Raw genomic sequence first — 24,403 nt, forward strand, 5'->3', positions numbered from 1 at the left:
GGAGATGGAACGCACTATGCCGAAGTCAGTACCGCAGTCCTCCACCGTCGACGACGCCGTACCGGTGTCGCTCACGCTGTCCCCGAGCATCGGGCGCATCCCGATCCTGGATCCGACGCCCTCGGTCGAAGGTGGCCGTTGGCCGGCCAAGGCGTTCTCGGGCGAGGTGGTGCCGTTCGGCGCGACCGCGTTCCGCGAGGGACACGACCTCATCGGCGTCGAGCTTCTGCTCACCGATCCGCGCGGGAAGACGGTCGCGCATCGGATGGCTCCGGGCGCCCCGGGCGCGGACCGCTTCGAGGTCGAGGTCCAACTCGCGACCGAGGGCACCTGGCGGTACCAGGTCCGCGCCTTCGCCGACGAGTTCTCGACCTGGGAGCACAACGCCCGGGTCAAGATCGAGGCCGGCGTCGACGTCGAGCTCATGTACCTCATCGGCGCGGAACTCCTCGAGCGCGCCGCGACGGACAAGCTCCGCCCGGCGAAGGACCGCCGCTTCCTCGCCGCCGCCGCCAAGCTCCTCCGCGACACCGACGCCGAGCCGGCAGCCCGGTTCGCGGTGCTCGACGACCCCGAACTCCTGGCCATCGCCGACCGCCGACCGTTCGCCGGTCTCGCGAGCACGAGCGACGAGCGCGTGGTCCGCGTCGAGCGAACCCGGGCCGGCGTCGGTTCCTGGTACGAGTTCTTCCCGCGGTCGGAGGGTGCCGAGCGGAACCCGGACGGCTCCTGGACGTCGGGCACCTTCCGCAGCGCAGCCGGTCGGTTGCCGGCCGTCGCCGCGATGGGGTTCGACGTCCTCTACCTGCCGCCCATCCACCCCATCGGCGTGACGTTCCGCAAGGGGCCGAACAACACCCTCACGCCCGGCGAGCACGACCCGGGTTCTCCCTGGGCGATCGGTGGTTCCGCGGGCGGTCATGACGCGATCCATCCCGACCTCGGCACGGAGAAGGACTTCGTCGCCTTCGTCCGCCAGGCGAAGAAGGTCGGCCTGGAGGTCGCCCTCGATCTCGCGCTGCAAGCGTCGCCGGACCACCCCTGGGTGACCGAGCACCCCGAGTGGTTCACGACCCTCCCCGACGGCACGATCGCGTACGCCGAGAACCCGCCGAAGAAGTACCAGGACATCTACCCGGTCAACTTCGACAACGACCCCGAGGGCATCCGGGCCGAGGTGCTGCGCATCGTCCGGCACTGGATCTCGCTCGGTGTCCGCATCTTCCGCGTCGACAACCCCCACACCAAGCCGCTCGACTTCTGGGAGTGGTTGCTCGCGACCGTCAACCGGACGGACCCCGACGTCGTGTTCCTCGCGGAGGCCTTCACCCGTCCGGCCCTGCTGCAGGGTCTGGCGAAGGTCGGGTTCCAGCAGAGCTACACCTACTTCACGTGGCGCAACACGAAGGAGGAGCTCGAGGAGTTCCTCGGCGCGGCAGCGACCGAGACCGCGGACTTCCTCCGGCCCAACCTGTTCGTCAACACGCCGGACATCCTCACCGAGTACCTCCAGTTCGGTGGCCGGGCGGCGTACAAGGTGCGTGCGGCGATCGCTGCGACCGCCGCGCCGACGTGGGGGGTCTACGCCGGGTACGAGCTCATCGAGAACGTCGCCCGTCCCGGTGCCGAGGAGAACATCGACAGCGAGAAGTTCGAGTATCGTCCGCGGGACTGGGCAGCTGCGGAAGCCGCCGGCACCTCGCTGTCGCCGTACCTCACCCTGCTCAACCAGATCCGGCGTGCGCATCCCGCCCTCCGGCAGTTGCGCAACATCAGCTTCCACTGGAGCGACGACGACCAGATCCTCGTCTTCAGCAAGCATCTCGACCAGCGGTTCACCGGCACCGGCGATCACGACACCCTGCTCGTCGTCGCCAACCTCGATCCGCACTCGGTCCGACAGACCATGGTGCACCTCGACCAGACCGTGTTCGGTGGTGTCCCGGGCGGCAGCTTCGACGTCACGGACCTCGTCACGGGGGCCGAGTGGATCTGGTCCGACAGCAACTTCGTGCGCCTCGACGCCTTCACCGAGCCCGTGCACATCCTGAGCGTGAGGATCCGACCATGACGACCAGCCCTGTGACCCCAGACGGAGCCGCTGCACCGAAGCGCTCCGGCCGTCGAGCCGCACCGATGCCGGTCGACGCCACACCCGCGCCCCGGGAGCTCCCGCTCCCCTCCGTCGAGGATTGGATCCTCGACGCCGTCGCGGAGGGCCGCTACCACGATCCGCATGAGATCCTCGGCCAGCACCTGGTCGACCTCGGCGGGGTGAGCGACCCCCTCGTGGTCGTCCGCGCCAGACGCCCGCTGGCCGATCAGGTGACGGCGGTGCTCGCCAACGGTGCGCGCGTCGAGCTCGCGCACGTCCGCGCCGGCATCTGGCAGGGCTTCCACGTCGACGGCATCATCGACTACACGCTCGACGCCCGCTACAGCGACGGGTCGATCTGGAACGCCGACGACCCGTACCGGTTCGCGCCGTCGATCGGTGAACTCGACCTGCACCTCATCGGCGAGGGTCGACACGAACAGCTCTGGGACGCCCTGGGCGCACACGTCACCGAGCTGCGTGGGGTCACCGAGTCGGTCGCCGGCACCGCGTTCGCCGTCTGGGCACCCCACGCGCGCGCGGTCCGGGTCATCGGCGACCTCAACTCCTGGGACGGCACGGCGCACGCCATGCGCAACATGGGTGCGACGGGTGTCTGGGAGCTGTTCATCCCCACCATCGGCGCCGGCGAGCTGTACCGCTTCGAGATCCTGACCCAGCACGGCGACTGGGTCCGTCGATCCGACCCGATGGCCCGGTTCACCGAGCGCTCCCCCGCCACCGCATCCGTGACCGGTGTCAGCGACTACCGCTGGACGGACGAGGCGTGGCTCGATCGGCGGGCCGCGAGCGATCCGCACAACGGACCCATGAGCGTCTACGAGCTGCACGTCGGCTCCTGGCGTCCCGGGCTCGGCTACCGGGACCTCGCGGACCAGCTCATCGAGTACATCGCGGAGCTCGGCTACACGCACGTCGAGTTCATGCCACTCGCCGAGCACCCCTTCGGCGGCTCATGGGGCTACCAGGTCACCGGCTACTACGCGCCGACCAGCCGCTTCGGTTCGAGCGACGACCTCAAGTACCTGATCGACCGTCTCCACGGCGCGGGGATCGGCGTCCTCATGGACTGGGTGCCCGGCCACTTCCCCAAGGACGAGTGGGCCCTCGCGAACTTCGACGGCCAGCCCCTCTACGAGCACCCCGACCCGCGACGCGGCGAGCAGCCGGACTGGGGCACCCTCGTCTTCGACTTCGGGCAGCCCCAGGTCAAGAACTTCCTGGTGGCCAACGCCCTCTACTGGCTCGAGGAGTTCCACGTCGACGGCCTGCGCGTCGACGCCGTCGCCTCGATGCTGTACCTCGACTACTCGCGGAAGGACGGCGAGTGGCTGCCGAACGTCCATGGCGGGCGCGAGAACCTCGAAGCGATCAGTCTCCTCCAGGAGGCGAACGCGACTGCCTATCGACGGAACCCCGGCATCGTGATGATCGCCGAGGAGTCGACGAGTTGGCCCGGCGTCACCGCGCCGACGAGCGAGGGCGGACTCGGGTTCGGCCTGAAGTGGAACATGGGCTGGATGCACGATTCGCTCCAGTACATCGAGCACGACCCGCTCTACCGGTCACACCACCACGGCGAGATCACCTTCTCGATGGTCTACGCCTTCAGCGAGAGCTTCCTCCTGCCGATCAGCCACGACGAGGTCGTCCACGGCAAGGGGTCCCTTCTCGCGAAGATGCCCGGTGACCACTGGCAGCAACTCGCGAACATGCGGGCCTACCTCGCCTTCATGTGGGCCCACCCCGGCAAGCAGTTGCTCTTCATGGGCCAGGAGTTCGGTCAGCCCTCCGAATGGTCGGAGGAACGCGGTCTGGACTGGTGGATCCTGGACCAGCCGAGCCACCGGGCACTGCTCGGCCTCGTGTCCCGACTCAACGCCGTGTACACGGAGCACCCGGCTCTCTGGGCCCTCGACCACGACGCCGCCGGCTTCGAATGGCTCGACGCCGGGGACGCGCAGAACAGCGTGCTCTCCTTCCTGCGCTGGGACGACGACGGCAACGTGATCGCCGCGCTCGTCAACTTCTCCGGCGCCCCCGTCGGCCCGTACCGGGTCGGTCTGCCTCGCGCGGGTCGGTGGGAGGAACTGCTCAACACCGACGCCGTGGAGTACGGCGGATCCGGCGTGGGCAACTACGGATCGATCGAGGCGTCGGCGTCACCGTGGGCGGGACGCCCGGCTTCCGCCGAGCTCACGCTCCCTCCGCTCGGCATGATCTGGCTCAAGCACGTCGGCTGACCAGGCTTCCGCAGCACCCGGATGCATGACGAAGGCCCGCTTCCTGAGGGAGGCGGGCCTTCGTCGTGCAGCGGTCGGTCAGTAGAGGAGGCCGGTCAACCGGGCCCTGGCCTTCATGACGCGCGGATCGGTGACGCCGGCGACCTGGAACAGCTCGAGCAGGCGCGTCCGGACGGTGTCCTTGCCCGACTGGTCGAGGTCGGGGAACAGCGTCAGCAGCCGGTCGAAGGCGTCCTCGAGGTGTCCTCCGGAGAGGTCGAGGTCGGCGACGGTCAGCTGGGCGTCGAGGTCGTCGGGAGCGGCGGCCGCTTGTCCGCGGATCTCATCGAGGGTCTTCCCCGTGAGGCGGTGCAGCAGACGGACCTGGGCGAGGCCGGCCACAGCCATGTCGTCCTTCGGGTTCTGCGCGATGGCCTTCTCATACGCGGCGATGGCCGTCGGGTAGTCGGCGCGCTCGATGGCCTCGTACGCCTCGGCGTGGAGGGGCGGCAGCGGCTCTTCCACGGGCTCGGCGGGGGCTGCAGCGTCGCCATCGGCGACGACGGCCCGACCGGAGACCCCGTTCTGCTCGGCCAGCTGCAGCAACTGCTCGATCACGTCACGGACCTGCGACTCCGGGATCGCGCCGTTGAACATCGGCACCGGGCGTCCGCCCACAACGGCGACGACCATGGGGATCGACTGCGCCTGGAAGGCCTGGGAGAGCTGCGGGTTCGCGTCGACGTCCACCTTGGCGAGCACGAAGCGACCGGCGTATTCCGCGGCGAGGCGCTCGAGCACCGGCGAGAGCTGCTTGCACGGTCCGCACCATTCGGCCCAGAGGTCGATGACGACGGGGACCACGGAGGACAGCTCGACGACCTGTCCGAACCCGTCGTCCGTCGCGTCGAAGACGAGGGACGGGACCTGGACGGTCTGGTCGGTCGTCGCGCCGGGCGCTTCTGCAGGCGCGCCTGCTTGCGTCGGCGCGCCGGCGGGCGGCGTCTGGTGGCGACGCGCGAGGCCGGAGAGGTCGACGGCGCCGCGCAGGTGTGCCGCGCTCGGCTCCGCGGCACTCACGGGAGCTCCGATGCGGCGATGAGGGTCTGGGTGAATCCGAGCAAGGTGATCTTCTCTCCGGAGTTGACGGCTGGCACGTAGAACAGGAGCTGGTCGCCGTAGGTGGCCTGCGTCCCCTTCGCGCTCTCGGTGATCCCGGAGAGCGCGGCGACCGCACCCGAAGGTTTCACGGTAGCACCGGCTGTGACGACGGAGACCACCTCGCCCTCCTGCACGTTGACGGCGACGATCGCGCCGGAGTCGTTGGTCGCCAGCGCGACGTTCGGGCCGGTACCGGCGGCCGCCGAGAAGGCGATGCTCGCCGTCGTCGGCAGGTTGGCGGCCTTCGTCGCGCGGTCCGCGGCGACCTGCGTGCGGAAGACGTCGCCATCGGCGTTGAACAAGCCGGCGAAGGTGCTCGCGTCGCCGTTCGTGATGATGTCGGCGTAGGCCGCGGCGATCTCCTCCGGCGGCATGACGAGCAGCTTCGAGTCCGGCGGGACGCTCGCGGCACCGATGGTCGCGGGCGCGACGTTCTCGAGTCGGGCGCCCTCGAGGAGCTTCTCCGCGTAGACGACCTGGTAGTTCGACCGCGGGTCCTGCTGGGTCATCACGAGGACCGTCGGCGACACCGTCTCGTCGGCCTTGTCCTGGATCGCGGTCATGACCGTCCGTGGCCAGGCGTCCGTCGCCTGAGGCAGGGTGAGCGTGACGGGCGAGGCGGGGATGGGGGTCGCTCCGGCGGCGTCGGCCACCTTCGAGCGGAGGGCGTAGTTCGCGGTGCGCTCCTCGAGTGCCGGCCCGGAGAACCGGACGGCCGCAGCGGTGCCGTCGAGCGCAGCATCGGCCTCGGACGCCGCCGTCGAGATCCGCGACACGATCCGTTCGACCTGTGGCACGGTGACGACGGGCGCCGCGAAGTCCTGGTCCTGGCTGTCGGCCGGCAGGTCCGTCGCGGTGACGGTGGGCGTCGGTGACGGCGCTCCGATGGTCGGCCAGTAGTCCTGGGAGCAACCGCTCAGGCCGAGCGTGCCGATGAGGACGAGCGGCACGCCCACGACGAGGGAGCGGCGGAGCGGGGAGCGCTTCGTCTTGCCGGCTCCGAGTTCACGGGGGCGGCGCGGCTTCGGTTGTCTCGACATCTTGGTGATGCCCTTCTGTCCTTGTCCCGGACCCTTGCGACGCGGGCCTCGCGAGCGACGCATGCGCTGGATCCCCGAGAGGTAGAGCACGATGCCGGCGAGGAGCACGAGGATGCCACCGGCGATCAGCGGGCCGGCCCATGGGGTGGCGTTGTCGAGTGGCCAGGAGAGGCGGAGGGAATCCGGAGCGGCGGCCGTACCGTCGGTCGCGATGAGCACGTCGATGTCCTTCGGCAGGTTCATCGTCGCGATGACCGCGCCCGCCTCGTCGTACTCGCCGAGCCAGAGGTCGGATCCGCGCGGGTCCGGGCCCTTCTCAGAGGTGGTGGTGTCGTCGGTGGCTTCGGGGGCCGGCGTCGCCGACGGCTCCGGACTCGGGGTCGCCCCGTCGTCGGTCGCGTCCGCCTCGGCGGTGACGGTGGTGGTCGTCAGGGCGGTGCCGGCACTGTTGACGCCGACGCGGCTGTAGGGCTCGTCGCCGAGCCAGGCCGTGATGTCGTCGGAGCGCCCGTAGCTCATGAACACCTGGGTGTCGCCGCCCGCGCCCGCCACGATGGACTGTGCTCCCGGCTGCGACTGCAGCACGCTCCCGGGGATGACGATGAACCGATCACCGCTGTCGACCGTCGTGGACAGGCTGAAGGTGCCGGGCGAGAGGAACACGGTCCGTTGCGCGATTCCCGTCACGATCATGACGGCTGCCACGACGAACGCGGCGATGGCGAGAACGAAACGCACGGATTACTCTCCTCTGGCGTCGGAGCGACGCGGGTGATCCTGCGTCCGACGGGATCCGGCGGGTCGGGCCGGCAGGAGACGCAGGTGGTTCAGGCTATCGGAAATGACTGGGAGGCGGCTAGACGGCCGCTGAGAGGCCGGGGGCCGGCCAGTGCGTCGGGAGCGGCAGCGCCTCGGGACGCACTGCAGCGACGATCTCGGTGAGCACGCGTCGGGTCTGGCTCTCCCCCACCCACAGGTGCTTGGCACCGTCCACCGGGACGAGGGTGGCCCCGGGGAGGACGCCGAACCGTTCCGCCGCTTCCGCGGGTCGGAGGTAGTCGTCGAACTCAGGCACGAGGACGACCATCGGCCGATCGTCGCCGGCCCAGGCCCGGAGCTCGTCCTCCGTCGTGCGGTGCAGCGGCGGAGAAAGGAGGATCACGCCGTCGACGGCCGGGTCGCGACCGTACTTCAAGGCCAGCTCGGTCCCGAACGACCACCCGACGATCCACGGATGCGGAAGCCCGCGCTCGACCACGAACGCCAGCGCGGCCTCGACATCGGCCCGCTCGCCGATGCCGCCGCCGAACGCGCCGTCGCTCGTCCCTCGAGGAGACGAGGTGCCGCGGGTGTTGAAGCGGAGCACGGCGATCCCCGCGAGCGCAGGCAAGCGCGCCGCGGCCTTCCGGAGCACATGGGAGTCCATGAACCCGCCGGCGGTCGGCAGCGGGTGGAGCGTCACCAGGGTCGCGACGATCTCGCCGTCGGCCGGCACCGCGAGCTCGCCGACCAGGGTCAGGCCGTCGGCCGTGTGCAGCTCGATCTCCTCGCGGACGGCGGGGAGCTCGGCGCCACCACGGATCTCGATGGTGTCGGTCATGAGTCAGTCCTCCGGGGCAGTGTGGTCGGGTCGTTTCGCGGCGTGCGTGTGTTCACCGGATCCGCCAGCAGTGCGAGTGCCAGTGCCGCCGGGCAGCGATGTCGGCCTGGTCGCCCAGGACCCCGTCAGCGCGCCACGTCACCACATGGGCGGTGCCGGGCGGTATGGACTGTCCGCATCCCGGACACACATAGGTCTTCTGCGCACTGGAACCGCTGACGGGCTGGACGAACCAGGATCCGTCTCGATGGTCCTCGGTGCGTTTCCACCCCGCCATCAGCCGTTCGAGACCGTTACCCTCGTCGTCGCCGGGCCGTGGCCGATGGCGGTGGTGTCGGGGCATGGGTCAAGTCTAGGCTCAGCCTCCACGACCGTGTCGGGAGGCGGTTCCGGTCAGTACCAGCCGTTGGACTCCGAGTGGGCCCACGCGCCACACGGCGTGCTGTACCGACTCGTGATGTATCCGAGACCCCAGGTGATCTGCGTCGCGGGGTTGGTCGCCCAGTCGGCTCCGGCCGAGGCCATCTTTGAGCCCGGGAGCGCCTGCGGGATACCCGTAGCGCCGGAGCTGGCGTTGTAGGCGTACACGTTCCAACCCGACTCGCGGTTCCAGAGGGAGACGAGGCAGCTGTACTCGCCCTCGCCCCAGCCGTTGGCCATGACCATGTCGTAGGCGATGGCCTGAGCCGTACCCGGGTCGGGCGTACCTGCCGCGGGAGCGCTGCCCGTGGACGAGGAACCGCCGCCGGTCGCGGCCGGAGTCGCCACGGGAGGCGGCGGGGGCGGAGCGACGACCTCGTAGCTGTCGCGGGCGAAGGTGTACTGGTAGTTCGAGCTTGCGACGACGGACTGCGCGGCGTTGCCACCGAACTGCGCCTGCTTCTCCGCATAGGAGGACGCCACGACGCTCGAGGTCGGGTCGACCATCGTCACGGCGACGAAGCCGAACGCAGCCGTCGCCGCGAAGATCCCGAGGACCTTCTTGCCGCGAGAGCGCGGCCGACGGTAGGGCTGAACAGCCTTACCGGTGTTCGGCTGGGCTGATGGTTTCCACGGGGTCACGTCAGTTGAGTCTTGAGGCACGATGCATCGATGGTAGCCGAGAATGCCTGATCAGGCCACCTGGTCGCCCGACGCTCAGCGAACCGCCAGCATGACGTCCACGACGCTGTCGAGCAGTGCGTCGACCTGGGACTCGCGGTAACCGGCCCATTCGTTGCGGAACACGGCCGTGCGGACGCGGTCGACGTTGAGCGGCGTGCCGTCGTGGAAGTAGGCGACGAGGCGATCCGCGAGGGCGTCCACGTCCTTCCGGCTGTAGCCGCGGGCGAGCAGGCTCACGCGCTGGAACCGCTGGCCCTCCGGCCTCGTCAGCCGGTTGAGGATGACCTGCGCGGTGCCGCGGGCGTCGCGCAGCCACTCCTTGGCACCGCGCTCCTCGACCGACCGCTCCCGCTCGCGGAGCGAGAAGGCGTCCTCGAGTCGCTCGAGCGCCGCGTCGACGTGCTCGGTGCTGTAGCCACCCCGGACGAGCCGGAACGCCACGTGCCGGATGTCCTCCGCGCTCAGGATCGCATCGGCGTCGGCGTCGGCGTCCTGCCCGTAGGCGGCGCGAGCGCGGTCGAGGAACTCGTCGACCTCGGCCGGATCGTAGCCACGCTTCGAACGTTTTGCGGTGGGGAAGATCGTGCTCACCGGACCATTCTCCCCCATGAGGGGCTGATCGGGCGAAATCGGACCGAGCCGGGACTCAGACCGCGAGTCCGCCGAACAGGAGGTACACCACGTAGGCGACGACCGCCGACGGCAGGATCGAGTCCAGGCGGTCGAGGAATCCCCCGTGCCCAGGAAGCCACGAGCTCATGTCCTTCACGCCGATGTCGCGCTTGATGAGCGACTCCGCGAGGTCGCCGACCGTGGCACTGCCGAGGAGCAGCAGACCGAGCAGGACACCGACCCACCACGGAACACCGAGCATGAGGATCGCGAGCAGCACGCCGGCCACGACCGAGACGACCCCCGCCCCGGCGAAGCCCTCCCAGGTCTTGTTCGGGCTGATCACCGGCGCCATCTTGTGCTTGCCGAACGACAGGCCGCTCACATAAGCGCCGACGTCGACGCAGATGACGAGGATCAGGAACGCCAGCGTCCACCATTCGCCCTCGGGCTGGGCGACGAGGAACACGGCGAAGGAGGCGAGGAACGGGACGTAGACCTGGATGAACGTCCCGGACGCGAGGTCGCGGACGAGCGTGGGAAGGTCGGTCCGTTTCGAAGCGATGGCCTGCTCGGCCACGCGCCAGACGATGACGAGCAGGATGCCGAGCAGGACGACGGACCAACGCCAGACGTCGTGGAGGAAGAACGCCGCCGGCTGCATCGCGACGGCCGAGATGACGGTCGGGATCGCCGGCACCCGGCGCCCGGTCTGCTCGAGGGCCTTCCGCAGCTCCAGCGTGGCGAAGGCCACCACGGCCGAGGCCAGGACGACGAAGATAACTTTGAAGATGATCAGGCTCACGAGCATGATGCCGCCTGCGGCCACCCCGATGAGGATGGCGTTCACGAGGTTGCGGCCGACCCGCGCCTCGATGCGTTCGTTCGTCGCGTCGAACTGCGCCTTCGTCGCCTGGACCTGCCGTTCGATGTCGGCACGTTTGGCGTCGACCTGCCGCTCGAACTTCGCGCGGCGGTCCTTCAGCTGGGAACGCAATTCCTGCGAACCCGACTTGCCGGACCGGCCGGGTTCGGGCTTCGACGGATCGCTCGATCGCCCGGGAGCGACATCGTCTTCCACAGGTACCTCCAGCGGGCCTGCCGTCGGTCGAGGGACCGGTCGGCGAACGGAATCAGCGGTGGGACAGCGGCTCAGATGGAGAGCAGCTCGGTCTCCTTGGCCTTCAGCGCGGCGTCGACGGCGTCGATGTGCGACTTCGTGACGGCCTCGAGCTCCTTCTCGCCGCGTGCGACGTCGTCATCGCCGACCTCGCTCTTGAGCGCCTCGAGGTCGTCCTTGCCCTTGCGACGGATGTTGCGGATGGACACCTTCGCGTCTTCACCCTTGCCGCGGACGATCTTGACGTATTCCTTGCGACGCTCGGCGGTCAGTTCGGGCATGGTGACCCGGATGACGGTGCCGTCGTTCGTCGGGTTGGCGCCGAGGTTCGGGATGTCGCGGATCGCCTGCTCGATGTCGCGCAGTGCGGACTTGTCGTAGGGCGTCACGACGATCGTGCGAGCTTCCTGGTTCTGCAGGGAGGCGAGTTGCGCCAGCGGCGTCGGCGTGCCGTAGTAGCTCACCAGGACCTTCTGGAACAGCTGGGGGTTGGCGCGACCCGTACGCACCGTGGCGAAGTCATCCTTCGCGGCCTCGACGGCCTTCGACATCCGGGTACCAACATCCGAGAGGACATCCGCGATCACGAGCACTCCTTTGATTGCATTACTGGGTTCAGTCTAGTCGGGCGGCGGGCCTCGGCCCGGCCGCCCTGCCGCCTAGGCGGAGGTGACGAGGGTGCCGATCGCGGCACCGCGGATGGCCGCCGTGACGTTGCCGGCCGGCTCCATGCCGAAGACACGCATCGGCATGCCGTTGTCCATGCAGAGGCTGAAGGCCGTCGAGTCGACGACCTTGAGGCCGCGCTGGAGCGCCTCCTGGTAGGAGATGGTGTCGATCTTCGTCGCCGTCGGGTCGACGCGGGGGTCGGCGGTGTAGACGCCGTCGACGCCGTTCTTGGCGACGAGGACCTCGACGGCTCCGATCTCGAGCGCGCGCTGTGCCGAGACGGTGTCGGTCGAGAAGTACGGGAGTCCGGCGCCCGCTCCGAAGATGACGACGCGACCCTTCTCGAGGTGTCGCTCGGCACGGAGCGGGATGTAGGGCTCGGCGACCTGCGTCATGGCGATGGCCGACTGCACGCGCGTGGCGGCGCCGGCCTGTTCCAGGAAGTCCTGGAGCGCCAGGGCGTTCATGACCGTTCCGAGCATGCCCATGTAGTCGGCTCGGCCGCGGTCCATGCCGCGCTGGCTGAGCTCGGCTCCGCGGAAGAAGTTGCCGCCTCCGACGACCACTGCGACCTCGACCTCGGCGGTCGCTTCAGCGATCTCGCGGGCGATCGACCCGACCACGTCGGGGTTGACGCCCAACTGGCCGCCTCCGAACGCCTCACCTGACAGCTTGAGCAGTACCCTGCGCTTCTTCTCCGGCATCCGCCTGTCCTTCCTCGTCCCTCACACAACTTAGCGTCAGGAGCCGCCCGCTGTCCGCGACAGCCGTCGACTCGCTGGCTGGATCGTCACCGATCCCACGTGCCCGGGTGTGCCCGCGCACGCAAAGGGGTCCGGATCGCCACTGGCGATCCGGACCCCGTCACAACTGCTACGCGCCGACCTTGAAGCGGGCGAACCCGGTCACGGTGAGGCCCGCGTCAGCGAGCACCTTCTGCACGGACAGCTTGTTGTCCTTGGCGTAGTCCTGCTCGAGGAGCGCGACCTGCTTGAAGTACGAGGTCACGCGGCCCTCGACGATCTTCGGCAGTGCGGCCTCGGGCTTGCCCTCGTTCTTCGAGATCTCGGTGACGATCTCGCGCTCCTTCTCGACCTCGTCGGCCGGGACGTCGTCGCGGCTGAGGTAGGACGGGTTGGCGAACGAGATGTGCTGCGCGATGCTGCGAGCCGTCTCCGCGTCGTCGCCCGTGTAGCCGACGACCACGCCGACCTGCGCGGGCAGGTCCTTGTTGGTCTTGTGGAGGTAGACGGCGAAGTGCTCACCGTGCACCACCGCGAGGCGGCGGAGCTCGAACTTCTCACCGATGATCGCAGCGGAGTCCGCGATGACCTCGGCGACGGTCTTGCCGTCGGCCGGAGCCGCGTTCCCCTCTTCGACGGTGGTCGCGCCGGCGGCGACGACTGCGTCGAGGACGAGGTCGGCCAGAGCGAGGAATTTCTCGCCCTTCGCGACGAAGTCGGTCTCGCAGGCGAGCTCGATGAGCGTGGCGGTGTCGCCGTTCTCCTTCGCGGCGACGAGGCCCTCGCTCGTGGAGCGGTCGGCACGCTTCGCGTTGCCCTTCGCACCCTTGAGACGCAGGATCTCGGTCGCCTTCTCGACGTCGCCATCGGCTTCGACGAGTGCGTTCTTGGTGTCGACCATGCCGGTGCCGAGCTGCTCGCGCAGCACCTTCAGGTCAGCGAGAGAAAAGTTGGCCATTGCTGGTGTCCTCCTTGATTACTTCTCGTCGGCGACGACGGCGGCAGCTGCGCCCTCGGCGTCGGCGGCGGACTCGGTTGCAGCGACCTCGACGTCTTCGACAGCCGGAGCTGCCTCGACGGCGTCGGTTGCGGCGATCGCCTCATCGGCGACCTTCTCGGTCTCGGCGGAACCCTGCTCGCCGCCCTGGAGCAGCTCCTGCTCCCACTCGGCGAGCGGCTCGGCCGGGGCGTCGCCCTCGGTCGGCTTCTGGTGGCGCTGGATGAGACCCTCGGCGGCGGCGTCGGCGATGATGCGCGTCAGCAGGCCGACGGAACGGATCGCGTCGTCGTTACCCGGGATCGGGTAGGTGACCTCGTCGGGGTCGCAGTTGGTGTCGAGGATGCCGATGACCGGGATGCCGAGCTTGCGCGCCTCGTCGATCGCGAGGTGCTCCTTCTTGGTGTCGACGACCCAGAGCGCCGACGGCGTCTTCGAGAGGTTGCGGATACCACCGAGCGACTTGTGGAGCTTGTCCAGCTCGCGCTTCTTGATGAGGAGTTCCTTCTTGGTGAAGCCGCTCTTGGAGGCGTCTTCGAAGTCCAGCTCCTCGAGCTCCTTCATGCGGGCGAGTCGCTTCGACACCGTCTGGAAGTTGGTGAGGAGGCCACCGAGCCAACGCTGGTTGACGTAGGGCTGGCCGACGCGCGTGGCCTGCTCGGCGATGACTTCCTGCGCCTGCTTCTTCGTGCCGACGAAGAGGATGGTGCCGCCGTGGGCGACCGTCTCCTTGACGAAGTCGAAGGCCTGGTCGATGTAGCCGAGCGACTGCTGCAGGTCGATGATGTAGATGCCGGAACGCTCGGTGAAGATGAAGCGCTTCATCTTCGGGTTCCAACGGCGGGTCTGGTGCCCGAAGTGCACGCCGCTGTCGAGCAGCTGGCGGATGGTTACGACGGCCATGAGCCGTTCTCCTGTTCTGCGCTCGCCACCGCGCCGCTGACGCGGACGGGTGGGAGTGCCTCGGTTGTCTGACGGACCGGATGGCCTCGTCCCTGGTGCCCGGCGCACTTCCGCCACGCTCCGGAGAGCGAGGACCGATTGGAAGTGGTGGCCGAAATGGCACGCGTAGTCACCCCGACGAGCGAGGTGCTCCGTTCAGCATAGCATCAGGCCACCGTGATGACGGTGCTCCACAGCCCGTCCGACCACGTCCGTCTCCCCGCTCCGAGGTGCCCACCGGCCCTCGCTCTCCCGAGCCCGTCAGGCTCGGATCATGATGACCTCGATCGCCAGTTGGTTCCTCATCTCCTGCCTGGTGCTCCTCGCACCCGTGAGCACGTCTGGGGCGGCGCCGGCCTGGAGCTGGCCGATCGCTCCCCCGCACGTCGTCACCGAGCCGTTCGTCGCGCCACCCGACCCGTACAGCGCCGGCCACCGGGGTATCGACATCGCGGCATCGCCCGGTCAGCCGGTCGCCGCGGCGGCAGCCGGCGTCGTCACGTTCAGCGGGACGGTGGTCGACCGCCCACTCGTCGTGATCCGGCACGACGACGGACACGTCTCGAGCATCGAGCCGGTGGTGGGTTCGGTCGACGTCGGTGGCCGCGTGACCCGCGGGGCACCGATCGGGACGGTCGGCGTCGGCGGACACTGCGCCGACGGCTGCGTGCACTTCGGGGTGCGGCTCGACGGCGTCTACGTCAATCCGATGCTGCTGCTCGGCGAGGTGCCTCCGGCCGTCCTGCTCCCACTGACCGCGACCGCGGAGGCTCAGGCCCGCGGGTGGGCGTTGCGGTAGCTCTCCTTGATGCGTTCGACGGAGACGTGCGTGTAGATCTGCGTCGTCGCGAGACTCGCGTGGCCGAGGAGTTCCTGGACCGCGCGGAGGTCCGCTCCCCCGTCGAGCAGGTGCGTCGCGGCGGTGTGCCGCAGGGCGTGAGGCCCTGCCGGACCACCACCGGGCACGGCGTCGAGGAGCCGGGCGACGAGCGTGTAGACGGAGCGCGGGCCGAGCCGCCCTCCGCGCGCGCCGAGGAAGAGGGCTGCGCCGGGCGTCGGTCCGCGGTCGTTCGCGGCTGCACGGGCGACCAGCTGCGGGCGGGCGCTCGTGAGGTAGTCGACGATCGCCGACTGAGCGGGGACGCCGAACGGAACGACCCGCTCCTTGTCACTTTTGCCCGTGACACGGACGGTGAGCCGGTCGAGGTCGAGGTCGTCCCGGTCGAGTCCGCACAGCTCGGATACGCGAAGGGCCGAGGCGTAGAGCAGTTCGACGACGGCGAGGTCGCGGAGGGCGTTCGGCTCCCCCGATGCGGCGCGGTCCTCGAGCCCAGCGAGGAGGTCGTCGAACGGGCCCCGGCCGACGACGCGTGGCAGGGTCCGACCCGTCTTCGGACTCCGGAGACGTGCCGCGACGTCCGAATCGACCCTGCCGGTGCGCAGGAGCCAGGCGCTCCAGGCCTTGGCCGTGGCGGTGCGTCGCGCGAGCGTCGCCTTGGACGAGCCTGCCTCGGAAGCTGCCCAGAGCCAGTCGCGGAGGAGGTCCAGCGTCACGCCGTCGACGCCCTCGACATCGCGTCCGGTGGCGAAGTCGGCGAGCTGCCGGAGATCGGATGCGTAGGCGCGAACGGTCTGCGGCGACAACCGACGCTCTGAAGCGAGGTGCTCCGAGAACCCGTCGATGCTGCTCCAGATGTCCACGTGGACAGCATGCCCCACGCGTCCGACGCCGTGGTCTTCCCCCGCCGACCGATCACCTCACGCCCGTCCGCCGACGAGCACCCACCCTCGTTCGCGTTCCTCGATGGCCCCGGCGAGATCGAGCGCACCGAGCACACCGGTGACCTCTCGAGGACTCAGACCACTCGCTTTCGCAAGCGCCTCGACGGTGCGTGGCGAGCGCGCACTCATCACATCACGGACCCGGCGTTCCTCTGGCGAGGCGAACGCCTGCGCGTCCGCGTCGACCGCGGTCCACCCGGCGAGCTCCGCCATCTGTGCGGCGTTCGTCACGCAGGTGGCGGCGTACTCACGGATCAGGCGGTGACAGCCCGCCGACGACGGACTCGTGACCGGGCCGGGCACGGCTCCGAGCGGACGCCCGAGGGATGCAGCGTGACCCGCCGTGTTGATCGACCCGGAGCGGTCGCCGGCCTCCACGACCACCGTCGCAGCCGAGGCTGCGGCGATGAGTCGGTTCCGCTGCAGAAATCGCCATTTGGACGGTGTGGACCCGCACGGTGATTCGCTGATGACGGCTCCACCGGCCTCGCGGATCCGACGGATGAGCGCATCGTGACCGGCCGGGTACGGCCGATCGACCCCGCCTGCGAGGTAGGCCACGGTCACACCCCCGCTCCCGAGGGCGGCTCGGTGCGCCGCGCCGTCGATGCCGTACGCGGCACCCGACACGATCGCGAAGCCCCGATCGACGAGCCCGGCCGCAGCCTCGAGGGTGACGTGCTCGCCGTAACCGGACGCGGCCCGGGCCCCGACCAACGCGATGGCGCGTTCTTCCGCAGGCACGTCGGGAGAGCCGCGCAGCCAGAGGGCGTGCGGCGCGTGCACACCGAGGTGGTCGAACCCCGCATGCCAGCCCGGAGCGCCTGGCAGGAGTAGTCGTACGCCGACCTCGATCGCCGTCTCGCACGCGGCGACGAGGTCAGCCGAGACGAGACGGGGGCGCCAGCGTTCCAGCGCACTTCGGAGCACGCGAGAAGCGGGCATCGCGGCGGGATCCTCGGACTCGGCATCGGCATCGGCCGACGTCGAGCCCGAGCCACTAAACCACTCGCTGCCGAGGATGCGGCGCTGCAGTTCGGTCGGCCCCACCCGGTCGAGAACCGCTGACAGTGCGCCCGCAGGGCCGAGCGCACCGACCACGAGCCCGGCCACGCCATCGCCCGGTTCGGCGATCATCGTCCAGGCCGCCCGAGCGAAGGCCGCCCGTATCCCGGTGATGCCGACGTCGTCGTCGGCCTCCGAGACGTGCTCGGCACCTCCATCTGCGTTAGGACTGCCCGCGGCCTCAGCCGACTCCAGGCCGCCGAGTCCACGGACAAGGCGTTCGACCAACTCGCGGTCCAAACCGAACCACGCACTCACGAGATGCCCTTCCGCAGGAAGAGGGCCCGCCCCAAGTGCTCGGCTGTGGGGCTACCGGCCCCGTCGAGGTCGGCGAGCGTCCAGCTCAGTCGGAGGATGCGGTCGTAGCCACGCATGGTGATGCCTCCCCGCTCGAGGGAGCGGTCCAAAGCGCTGGTGACGGATCTGGGCAGCCGCATCCGCGGGCTCCTGAGCCAGGTGCCGCTCGCCTGTGCGTTCGTGGTCCAGCCGGTGCCGACCAACCGCTCGGCACTCGCGGCCCGCACCGCTTCGACGCGGGAACGAGCCTCAGCGGTGGAGACCCCACCCTCCTGCGAGAGGCTCGTCAGTGCCGAGGTGATCCGGTGCACCCGCACGCGGATGTCGATCCGGTCGAGGAGCGGCCCCGAGATCCGCCCGAGATAACGTCGACGGGCCTGCGGTGGACAGGTGCAGACGCCGTCCGCCGTGCCGTACTGACCGCAGGGGCAGGGGTTCGCGGCGAGGACGAGTTGGAAGGCGGCCGGGAACGTCGCGCTGCCGTGCGCACGATGCACGGTGACCACGCCGGCTTCGAGTGGCTGACGTAGCGAGTCGAGGACATCGGCGCGGAACTCCGGCGCTTCGTCGAGGAAGAGCACGCCGTGGGCCGCGCGCGCGGCCGCCCCAGGCCGGATCTGGCGCGAACCGCCACCGATGATCGCCGCTGCCGATGACGAATGGTGCGGGCTCTCCCACGGTGGTCGTCGGGCGAGCGCGCCGTCCGGTGGCAGACCGATGAGCGAGCGGAGGCAGCTGACCTCGACCGCGGCCTCGGGCTCGAGGTCGGGAAGGATCTCGGGAAGCCGGGCGGCCAGCATGGTCTTGCCGGCACCGGGAGGTCCGACCATCATGACGTGGTGCCCTCCGGCCGCCGCAGCGACCATCGCGTCGACCGCCTCCGGTTGTCCGACCACGTCCGCGAGATCGAGTGGGTCGGGCGTGGGTAGCCTATCGACGCGTTGGCGGACGGGTTCGAGGTCGATCGCGGACAGTTCTGCACCGTGCCAGATGGCCGCATCACGCAGCGAGGTCGCCCCGATCACCATGACGCCGGGCACGAGCTGCGCCTCCTCGACGTTCGCGGTCGGCACCATCACCGCGTCGTAGCCGGCGCGGGCGACGGCGAGGACGGCCGGCAGCACGCCGACGAGCGGACGGAGCCGTCCGTCGAGCCCGAGCTCACCGAGGTGGACGACCCGCTCGGCGGACTCCCGGCGGACGAGGCCGCCGACGGCGAGACAGGCGATCGCCATCGAGAGGTCGAATGCGCTCCCCTGCTTGGGCAGCGACGCGGGAGACAGGTTGATCGTGAGCTTGCCACCGGGCAGCTCGCAGCCGGAGTTCGCCGTCGCACTCTTGATGCGGTGCGCGGCCTCACCGAGCGACTTGTCGGGAAGGCCGACGATCGCCATGCCCGGTACGGTCGCGGCGGCCGACGCCTCGACCTCCACGATCGCGCCCGTGAGGCCGGACAGCGCGACCGACCAGGTGCGTGCGACGGCCATCAGGAGACTCCCCGCAGGTGCTGGAGTCGCATGTCACCTTCGGACGGCAGCACGATGCCGACGATGTCGACGCGCATCCGCCGCGAGCGCGGTCGGTGCTCAGCGCACCAGGCCCCGGCGAGACGACCGATCCGGGCCAGCTTGCTCGGCGTGACCGCCTCCGCGGGATCGCCGAAGCCGACGCCGGAACGGGTCTTCACCTCGACGAACACCAGCGTGCCGTCGTCGTCCGCGACGAGATCGAGTTCGCCCTGCGGGCATCGCCAATTGCGGTCGAGGATGCGGTATCCGCACGCCTCGAGATGATCCGCCGCCACTTGCTCGCCGCGTCGGCCGAGCTCGTCCTTCCGTGCCATGTGCACCTCCTGGCATCCAGCCAAGCGTGCAGACGAGGCTCGATACCCAGAGGTGGGTCTGTCGTCGACGATCGCGCGGCGAGGCGTGCCTGTGGAGCGCTGTCGGTCGCGGGGGCCTCGCCCTACTCGTCGAGCGTGAGTTCCTTCGGGAGCTCGAAGTCACGCGAGGACAGCTGCTCGACGTTGACGTCCTTGAACGTGAGCACCCGGACGCTCTTGACAAACCGGTCGGAACGGTAGACGTCCCACACCCACACGTCGGTCATGGAGAGCTCGAAGTAGAAGTCGTTCGCCGTGTCGCGTCGCACGAGGTCGACCTCGTTGGCGAGGTAGAACCGGCGCTCGGTCTCGATCACGTACTTGAACTGCCCCACGACATCGCGATACTCGCGGTAGAGGGCCAGTTCGACCTCGCGGTCGTAGTCTTCGAACTCGTCTTCGTCCATGGTCTCTCCAGTCTACGTGTAGGCGGGCAGCCAGCTGCTCCGGTGGTGGAGGGTCAGGCCGTGCTCGGAGAGGGCCGACAGATGCTGCGCCGAGCCGTACCCCTTGTTGCCCTCCCACCCGTACTCCGGCAGTGCCTCGTGCAACTCGATCATCAGTCGGTCGCGGTGCACCTTGGCGAGTACGGACGCTGCGGCGACCGACGCGCAGTCCCGATCCGCTTTGACCCTCGTGGTGATGGTGAGCGGTCGTTGGAGCGCCCGGCTCAGCCAGTCGCTGTTGCCGTCGAGCAGGACGGTCGATCCCGTGACGTCCGCGCCGACGGCGTGCAGTTCGAGCAGCGCCCGACGGCCGGCGAGTCCGAGGCACGCGGTGATGCCCAGCTCGTCGACCTCCGCCGGACTCGCGAGTCCGACGGCCCCGTACAACACCCACTCGCGGGCCAGCGGTTCCAGGCGGGTCCTCGCTCGCTCGCTCAACAGCTTCGAGTCGCGGAGTCCCTCAGGGAACGGCCCGCACGCCGGGGCGACGACCGCGGCGCCGACGGCCACCGGGCCGGCGATGGCTCCGCGACCCACCTCGTCCATGCCGATGACCGACGGGACACCCGCAGCGAACAGTTCGTGCTCGACCTCGAGGGTCGGTTCGCTGACGGCCATCACTCCTCTTCTGGGGCAGGGATGCCCTGGAAGACGGTCGGGTAGTTGTCGAGCCAGGCCCAGTTGCTGGACGGCCAGGTGATGACGAACGCGCGCCCCACGACGTTGTCGATCGGGACGAAGCCCCCACCGGGGGTGTCGCCGTTGTACCGGGAGTCCTTCGAGTTGTACCGGTTGTCGCCCATGACCCAGAGCGAGCCCTCGGGGACGACGATGTCGAACGGGTCTCCGGACACCTTCTCGGTGCCGGCCGGGAGCTTCACGTACGGTTCGTTCAGCGGAACCCCATTGACCGTCATCTGCCCGAGCGGGTTGCAGCACGACACGTGGTCGCCCGGTAACCCGATGACGCGTTTGATGAGGTGGTCGTCGCTGTCGGGAGCGACGAGGCCGAAGATCGACAGCACCCATTCGACGGCTGCGGTGACGGGAGGCTGCGGAGCCTCGACCGTCTGCGGGAGCCAGCCGCCCGGATCCTGGAAGACGACCACGTCGCCTCGGTTCAGCGAGACCACGTCGGGGACGAGCTCGTTCACCAGGATGCGGTCCTGGATCTGCAGCGTGTTCTCCATCGACCCGGACGGGATGTAGAACGACCGCACGAGGAAGGTCTTGATGAGGAAGGAGACCAGCAGCGCGACCACGAAGATGATGAGGAGGTCGCGAAGGAAGAGCAGCGCTCCGCGTTTGCCGCGGGGGCGCTGCTGGTGGTCGGGCGACGCGTCTGCCGCCAGGGAATTGTCTGTCATTTAACCGCCTGAGCTCCCCACCAGCTTATCCGGTGGGGAGCTCAGGAATGATCGCGGAGGGCGACCGGGAGGACGACTAGTTGTCGCGCTTCTCCTTGATCTTCGCCTTCTTGCCACGGAGCTCGCGGAGGTAGTACAGCTTCGCGCGACGGACGTCACCGCGGGTGACGACCTCGATGTGGTCGATGTTCGGGGAGTGGACCGGGAAGGTGCGCTCGACGCCGACCTGGTAGCTCACCTTGCGGACCGTGAAGGTCTCGCGAACACCCTCGTTGGAGCGGCCGATGACGACACCCTGGAAGACCTGGATACGGGACTTGTTGCCCTCGATGATGTTCACGTGCACCTTGACGTTGTCGCCGGCGCGGAAGTCGGGGATGTCCGACTTGAGGGATGCTGCATCGACTGAGTCGAGAATGTGCATGATGATTCCATCTCTGCGACCGCCACAGGTCGACCGCTGAATACGTTCGGAAGGAAGGGTGTGCCCGATGCCGGCGTTCCCCTGTGGCAGAACTGCGGAGGCACAAACAGCAATTGTGTCATGAAAGGGCCTCGGATGGGAAACCGAGCCCCGGACGGCGCAGGCGACAGCGGTGGATACGGCCGCTCAGCGACGCTCGTCGGGCTTGGACTCCTCGATCACGATGAACTCGCCGCCGTCGATCGGCCCGGGATCGAACCGTGGCTGCGGCGGGATCGCCGATCCGGGGACCGTGCCTGGCCCGGCTGCAGCGGCCATGCGCTCGAATTCGGCCATCGTCTCCCGGGCGCGGCGTGCCGTCTCGGAGATGAGTTGCGCGATGACGCCCCAGAAGGCGGCGAGGCCTGCGACGACGCCGAGGACCGCCCAGAGGGCGACGCCCGAGCTGAACGAGCCGAAGCAGATGATCGTGACGTGCCAGAGCGTGAGCAGGCCGACGTCCGTCCACGACACGAGCTTCGTCGTCCGGACGCTGGCCCTGGCGGAGATGAGGAACGCGATCGCGGCGAGCGCGATGGCGAGGATCGGCATGGCGATGAAGAGCCCGAACAGGCTCCAGCCGCTCTCACCGAAGAATCCCCATCCGACGAACGGCCAGGCGGGCAGCACGAAGATCGCGGCGAATCGCCAGTAGTAGAACGCCCGACGGATGATCATGCCTCTCAGGCTACCGCCGGGCTCCTGGGCGCGCACTGGTCGTTCGCTGTCGGCCGATGTCGGTCCGGGCCAGAGGGGTCAGAGGAGCTTGCGCTGCAGCGCCCAGGCGGCGAGCTCGTGGCGCGAGGACAGCTGCAGCTTACGCAGCACGCTCGACACATGGGTCTCCACGGTCTTCACGGAGATGAACAGCTCCGTCGCGACCTCCTTGTAGGCGTAGCCGCGGGCGATGAGGCGCATGACCTCCTGCTCACGGGCCGACAGCCGGTCGAGCTCGTCGACGGACTCCGCCGTCTCCCCCGTCACAGCGCCGAAGGCGTCCAGGACGAATCCCGCGAGCCGGGGTGAGAAGACCGCGTCGCCGTCGTCGACCCGCCGTGCGGCCTCCGCGACCTCGGCACCCGAGGAGCTCTTCGTGATGTAGCCGCGTGCACCGGCCCTGATCACCCGGACGACGTCCTCGGCGGCGTCCGAGACGCTGAGCGCGAGGAACCGGGTGGCGGGCGCGATCGACACCGAGCCGGCGATCACGTCCGCGCCACCGCCGCCGCCGCCACCCGGCAGGTGGACGTCGAGCAGCACGACTTGCGGGCGCGTCTCCCCGATCACCCGGATCGCCTCCTCCACGTCGCCGGCCTCCCCCAGCACCTCGATGCCGGGATCGAGTTCGCTGCGCAGTCCGGAACGGAAGATCGAGTGGTCGTCGACGATCACGACGGTCAGTGGTCGGTCGCTCATGGTCGGCTCCTCGGAACGGTCGGGACGGTGTCGGGCTGCGGCGCCGTCGCCGCGGCGTCGTGCACGGGCAGGACGAGACGGACCTCGGTACCTCGTCCGCCGGGCCCCGGACGGATGGTCGCCTCGCCACCGATGCGCTGCATCCGGCCGATGATCGACTCCCTGACCCCGAGGCGGTCCCGCGGGACCTGTTCCAGGTCGAAGCCGGGGCCGCGGTCGGAGATCGACACCTCGATCCGCTGCGGTGCCGTCTCCAGATAGACGGAGACGTCGCCGCCGGCGTGACGTGCCGCGTTGAGCACGGCCTCACGTACGGCGGCGAGGAGCGGCTCCGGAGCGTCGTCGATCGCACGCCCGACCGCGACGACGTCGACGCGCACCGCGTGGTCGGCCTCCACCGCCGCCGCGATGGTCCGCAGCTCGGTCGCGAGGTCGCCCGTCGGAGCGGTCCCGCCGGAGAAGAGCCAATTCCGCAGCTCGCGCTCCTGCGCCCTGGCGAGACGGGACGCCTCGCTCCCCGGACCGGCCTGCTGCTGGATGAGCGCGAGCGTCTGGAGCACGGAGTCGTGCAGATGCGCGGCGATCTCGGCGCGGTCGGCCTCGCGCATCCGCGCGGCGCGCTCGTCGGCGAGGTCGCGATTGAGCTGGAGCGCCCAGGGGGCGATGACCACGGCGACCCCGAGGAGCACGGCGATCGCGGCGACGATGACCGTCCACATGTTCGGGCGGTCACCGGTGACGAAGAACAGGAGGATGCCGAGGACGACGAGGACGAGCGCTCCGAGTACGCGGATCAAGAGGGCACGTGAACCCTCACCGCGACCACGCTCGCCGAACTGCCGCCAGGCGAGCGCGGCTCCCGCGAGGACGACGATGACGGGGATGACGGCCTCGAGTGGGATGTCCAGCCCGGTCCGGGTCGCGATCAGCGCGGTCCCGGCCGCGAGCAGGGCGATCCCGAGCAGCACCTCCGTGATCGGCGCGCGACGGGGGCCGTCGAGGTCGCCTCCGTCATCGGTCGAGGCCGGCCGGAGCAGGTGCTCCCGAGGATCGAGCGGTGCGTCCGCGCCCCGCGTCGGCGTCATGACCCACAGCCACACGTAGAGGAGCAGGCCCGCTCCACCGCAGCACGCGAGGATGACCGTCGCCGTCCGCACCGCAGCGACGGGGAGACCGGTGTGCTCGGCGAAGCCGGCGCACACACCGCCGAGCAGGCGGCGCCTCGGCCGGATCATCACCTCGGTTCCCATGGAGCCATCCAAGCAGTTCGGGGTGCGGTCGGCACCCTGGGACAGCAGGATCAGGGTGCACTCAGGGTCATGCCGGATGGGCACGACCCGCACGCTTCGCCAGAATCGG

General features: G+C 69.4%; 25 protein-coding genes. 3 read left to right on the top strand and 22 right to left on the bottom strand.

What is annotated here, in order from left to right:
• The first annotated feature begins 16 nt into the window (after window positions 1-16).
• Both ACQG07_RS01240 and glgB read left to right on the top strand, forming a co-directional pair.
• Window positions 17-2,071, top strand: a complete 2,055-nt coding sequence (locus ACQG07_RS01240; protein WP_426736939.1) for a maltotransferase domain-containing protein — start codon at window positions 17-19, stop codon at window positions 2,069-2,071.
• Window positions 2,072-2,136: 65 nt separating this feature from the next.
• Window positions 2,137-4,359 carry a 1,4-alpha-glucan branching protein GlgB gene (gene glgB, locus ACQG07_RS01245; RefSeq protein WP_426737334.1) on the top strand — a complete coding sequence of 741 codons (2,223 nt, stop codon included), beginning with the start codon at window positions 2,137-2,139 and terminating at the stop codon, window positions 4,357-4,359.
• A 78-nt stretch (window positions 4,360-4,437) separates the two neighbouring features.
• Here the strand turns inward: glgB and ACQG07_RS01250 are convergent, their stop codons facing one another.
• From ACQG07_RS01250 to rpsB, 11 genes are all read right to left on the bottom strand, one after another.
• Entirely contained in the window at window positions 4,438-5,418 is a 981-nt protein-coding gene (locus ACQG07_RS01250; protein WP_274499764.1) for a tetratricopeptide repeat protein, read from the bottom strand.
• Window positions 5,415-7,277 (bottom strand): hypothetical protein, encoded by a 1,863-nt coding sequence (locus ACQG07_RS01255; RefSeq protein ID WP_138946842.1) that lies wholly within the window; start codon window positions 7,275-7,277, stop codon window positions 5,415-5,417. Before ACQG07_RS01255 ends, ACQG07_RS01250 begins: the two co-directional genes overlap by 4 nt.
• A gap of 118 nt (window positions 7,278-7,395) precedes the next feature.
• Complete coding sequence (locus ACQG07_RS01260) at window positions 7,396-8,139, bottom strand: alpha/beta hydrolase (protein ID WP_426736941.1); 744 nt, start codon at window positions 8,137-8,139, stop codon at window positions 7,396-7,398.
• A gap of 52 nt (window positions 8,140-8,191) precedes the next feature.
• Window positions 8,192-8,482, bottom strand: a complete 291-nt coding sequence (locus ACQG07_RS01265) for a hypothetical protein (protein WP_071260877.1) — start codon at window positions 8,480-8,482, stop codon at window positions 8,192-8,194.
• 50 nt (window positions 8,483-8,532) lie between these two features.
• Window positions 8,533-9,201 (bottom strand): hypothetical protein, encoded by a 669-nt coding sequence (locus ACQG07_RS01270; protein ID WP_079705666.1) that lies wholly within the window; start codon window positions 9,199-9,201, stop codon window positions 8,533-8,535.
• 75 nt (window positions 9,202-9,276) lie between these two features.
• Window positions 9,277-9,834, bottom strand: a complete 558-nt coding sequence (locus ACQG07_RS01275) for a DivIVA domain-containing protein (RefSeq protein WP_426736942.1) — start codon at window positions 9,832-9,834, stop codon at window positions 9,277-9,279.
• Window positions 9,835-9,889: 55 nt separating this feature from the next.
• Window positions 9,890-10,936 (bottom strand): phosphatidate cytidylyltransferase, encoded by a 1,047-nt coding sequence (locus tag ACQG07_RS01280; protein WP_240043907.1) that lies wholly within the window; start codon window positions 10,934-10,936, stop codon window positions 9,890-9,892.
• A 71-nt stretch (window positions 10,937-11,007) separates the two neighbouring features.
• Window positions 11,008-11,562: a ribosome recycling factor gene (gene frr, locus ACQG07_RS01285; RefSeq protein ID WP_064295107.1), complete on the bottom strand. Its 555-nt coding sequence runs from the start codon at window positions 11,560-11,562 to the stop codon at window positions 11,008-11,010.
• 72 nt (window positions 11,563-11,634) lie between these two features.
• Entirely contained in the window at window positions 11,635-12,348 is a 714-nt protein-coding gene (pyrH, locus tag ACQG07_RS01290; RefSeq protein WP_056006822.1) for a UMP kinase, read from the bottom strand.
• 169 nt (window positions 12,349-12,517) lie between these two features.
• Window positions 12,518-13,345, bottom strand: a complete 828-nt coding sequence (gene tsf / locus ACQG07_RS01295; RefSeq protein ID WP_064295106.1) for a translation elongation factor Ts — start codon at window positions 13,343-13,345, stop codon at window positions 12,518-12,520.
• Between the two features lie 18 nt (window positions 13,346-13,363).
• Window positions 13,364-14,287, bottom strand: coding sequence for a 30S ribosomal protein S2 (gene rpsB / locus ACQG07_RS01300; protein ID WP_064295105.1), 924 nt, complete (start codon window positions 14,285-14,287; stop codon window positions 13,364-13,366).
• 313 nt (window positions 14,288-14,600) lie between these two features.
• Between rpsB and ACQG07_RS01305 the strand changes: the two genes are divergently transcribed.
• Window positions 14,601-15,125: a M23 family metallopeptidase gene (locus ACQG07_RS01305; RefSeq protein WP_202939091.1), complete on the top strand. Its 525-nt coding sequence runs from the start codon at window positions 14,601-14,603 to the stop codon at window positions 15,123-15,125.
• On the opposite strand, the gene ACQG07_RS01310 is transcribed toward ACQG07_RS01305, so the two are convergent.
• From ACQG07_RS01310 to ACQG07_RS01360, 11 genes are all read right to left on the bottom strand, one after another.
• The gene (locus ACQG07_RS01310; RefSeq protein ID WP_426736943.1) at window positions 15,098-16,027 is read right to left on the bottom strand and encodes a tyrosine recombinase XerC; all 930 of its coding nucleotides are present in this window, start codon (window positions 16,025-16,027) and stop codon (window positions 15,098-15,100) included. The genes ACQG07_RS01305 and ACQG07_RS01310 overlap by 28 nt on opposite strands.
• 57 nt (window positions 16,028-16,084) lie before the next feature.
• Window positions 16,085-17,431 (bottom strand): DNA-processing protein DprA, encoded by a 1,347-nt coding sequence (dprA, locus tag ACQG07_RS01315; protein WP_426736944.1) that lies wholly within the window; start codon window positions 17,429-17,431, stop codon window positions 16,085-16,087.
• Entirely contained in the window at window positions 17,428-18,957 is a 1,530-nt protein-coding gene (locus tag ACQG07_RS01320) for a YifB family Mg chelatase-like AAA ATPase (RefSeq protein WP_426736945.1), read from the bottom strand. Before ACQG07_RS01320 ends, dprA begins: the two co-directional genes overlap by 4 nt.
• Entirely contained in the window at window positions 18,957-19,313 is a 357-nt protein-coding gene (locus ACQG07_RS01325; protein ID WP_137241866.1) for a YraN family protein, read from the bottom strand. Before ACQG07_RS01325 ends, ACQG07_RS01320 begins: the two co-directional genes overlap by 1 nt.
• A gap of 122 nt (window positions 19,314-19,435) precedes the next feature.
• Window positions 19,436-19,759: a DUF2469 domain-containing protein gene (locus ACQG07_RS01330; protein WP_071260887.1), complete on the bottom strand. Its 324-nt coding sequence runs from the start codon at window positions 19,757-19,759 to the stop codon at window positions 19,436-19,438.
• Window positions 19,760-19,771: 12 nt separating this feature from the next.
• On the bottom strand, window positions 19,772-20,416 hold the full coding sequence (locus tag ACQG07_RS01335) for a ribonuclease HII (protein WP_137241867.1): 645 nt from the start codon (window positions 20,414-20,416) through the stop codon (window positions 19,772-19,774).
• Window positions 20,416-21,165 carry a signal peptidase I gene (lepB, locus tag ACQG07_RS01340; protein WP_124769107.1) on the bottom strand — a complete coding sequence of 250 codons (750 nt, stop codon included), beginning with the start codon at window positions 21,163-21,165 and terminating at the stop codon, window positions 20,416-20,418. Before lepB ends, ACQG07_RS01335 begins: the two co-directional genes overlap by 1 nt.
• Window positions 21,166-21,241: 76 nt before the next feature.
• Window positions 21,242-21,589, bottom strand: coding sequence for a 50S ribosomal protein L19 (gene rplS / locus ACQG07_RS01345; protein ID WP_056006851.1), 348 nt, complete (start codon window positions 21,587-21,589; stop codon window positions 21,242-21,244).
• Between the two features lie 186 nt (window positions 21,590-21,775).
• Complete coding sequence (locus ACQG07_RS01350) at window positions 21,776-22,306, bottom strand: hypothetical protein (RefSeq protein ID WP_426736947.1); 531 nt, start codon at window positions 22,304-22,306, stop codon at window positions 21,776-21,778.
• 78 nt (window positions 22,307-22,384) lie between these two features.
• On the bottom strand, window positions 22,385-23,044 hold the full coding sequence (locus tag ACQG07_RS01355; RefSeq protein ID WP_274499751.1) for a LuxR C-terminal-related transcriptional regulator: 660 nt from the start codon (window positions 23,042-23,044) through the stop codon (window positions 22,385-22,387).
• Complete coding sequence (locus tag ACQG07_RS01360; RefSeq protein WP_426736948.1) at window positions 23,041-24,294, bottom strand: PspC domain-containing protein; 1,254 nt, start codon at window positions 24,292-24,294, stop codon at window positions 23,041-23,043. The genes ACQG07_RS01355 and ACQG07_RS01360 overlap by 4 nt, the downstream gene beginning before the upstream one ends.
• Window positions 24,295-24,403: the final 109 nt, after the last annotated feature.

It is taken from the genome of Plantibacter sp. 2H11-2 (genome assembly GCF_050031945.1).
GTDB lineage: Bacteria > Actinomycetota > Actinomycetes > Actinomycetales > Microbacteriaceae > Plantibacter > Plantibacter auratus.

Excerpts from the sequence above, each read along its gene's own strand:
- lepB (WP_124769107.1), bottom strand. The coding sequence starts at position 21,165 with ATGACAGACAATTCCCTGGCGGCAGACGCGTCGCCCGACCACCAGCAG.
- ACQG07_RS01330 (WP_071260887.1), bottom strand. The coding sequence starts at position 19,759 with ATGGACGAAGACGAGTTCGAAGACTACGACCGCGAGGTCGAACTGGCC.
- pyrH (WP_056006822.1), bottom strand. The coding sequence starts at position 12,348 with ATGCCGGAGAAGAAGCGCAGGGTACTGCTCAAGCTGTCAGGTGAGGCG.
- ACQG07_RS01260 (WP_426736941.1), bottom strand. The coding sequence starts at position 8,139 with ATGACCGACACCATCGAGATCCGTGGTGGCGCCGAGCTCCCCGCCGTC.
- ACQG07_RS01350 (WP_426736947.1), bottom strand. The coding sequence starts at position 22,306 with ATGATCATCCGTCGGGCGTTCTACTACTGGCGATTCGCCGCGATCTTC.
- ACQG07_RS01305 (WP_202939091.1), top strand. The coding sequence starts at position 14,601 with ATGATGACCTCGATCGCCAGTTGGTTCCTCATCTCCTGCCTGGTGCTC.
- ACQG07_RS01360 (WP_426736948.1), bottom strand. The coding sequence starts at position 24,294 with ATGGGAACCGAGGTGATGATCCGGCCGAGGCGCCGCCTGCTCGGCGGT.
- rplS (WP_056006851.1), bottom strand. The coding sequence starts at position 21,589 with ATGCACATTCTCGACTCAGTCGATGCAGCATCCCTCAAGTCGGACATC.
- ACQG07_RS01325 (WP_137241866.1), bottom strand. The coding sequence starts at position 19,313 with ATGGCACGGAAGGACGAGCTCGGCCGACGCGGCGAGCAAGTGGCGGCG.
- ACQG07_RS01320 (WP_426736945.1), bottom strand. The coding sequence starts at position 18,957 with ATGGCCGTCGCACGCACCTGGTCGGTCGCGCTGTCCGGCCTCACGGGC.
- tsf (WP_064295106.1), bottom strand. The coding sequence starts at position 13,345 with ATGGCCAACTTTTCTCTCGCTGACCTGAAGGTGCTGCGCGAGCAGCTC.
- ACQG07_RS01265 (WP_071260877.1), bottom strand. The coding sequence starts at position 8,482 with ATGCCCCGACACCACCGCCATCGGCCACGGCCCGGCGACGACGAGGGT.
- ACQG07_RS01240 (WP_426736939.1), top strand. The coding sequence starts at position 17 with ATGCCGAAGTCAGTACCGCAGTCCTCCACCGTCGACGACGCCGTACCG.
- glgB (WP_426737334.1), top strand. The coding sequence starts at position 2,137 with ATGCCGGTCGACGCCACACCCGCGCCCCGGGAGCTCCCGCTCCCCTCC.
- ACQG07_RS01335 (WP_137241867.1), bottom strand. The coding sequence starts at position 20,416 with ATGGCCGTCAGCGAACCGACCCTCGAGGTCGAGCACGAACTGTTCGCT.
- ACQG07_RS01355 (WP_274499751.1), bottom strand. The coding sequence starts at position 23,044 with ATGAGCGACCGACCACTGACCGTCGTGATCGTCGACGACCACTCGATC.
- rpsB (WP_064295105.1), bottom strand. The coding sequence starts at position 14,287 with ATGGCCGTCGTAACCATCCGCCAGCTGCTCGACAGCGGCGTGCACTTC.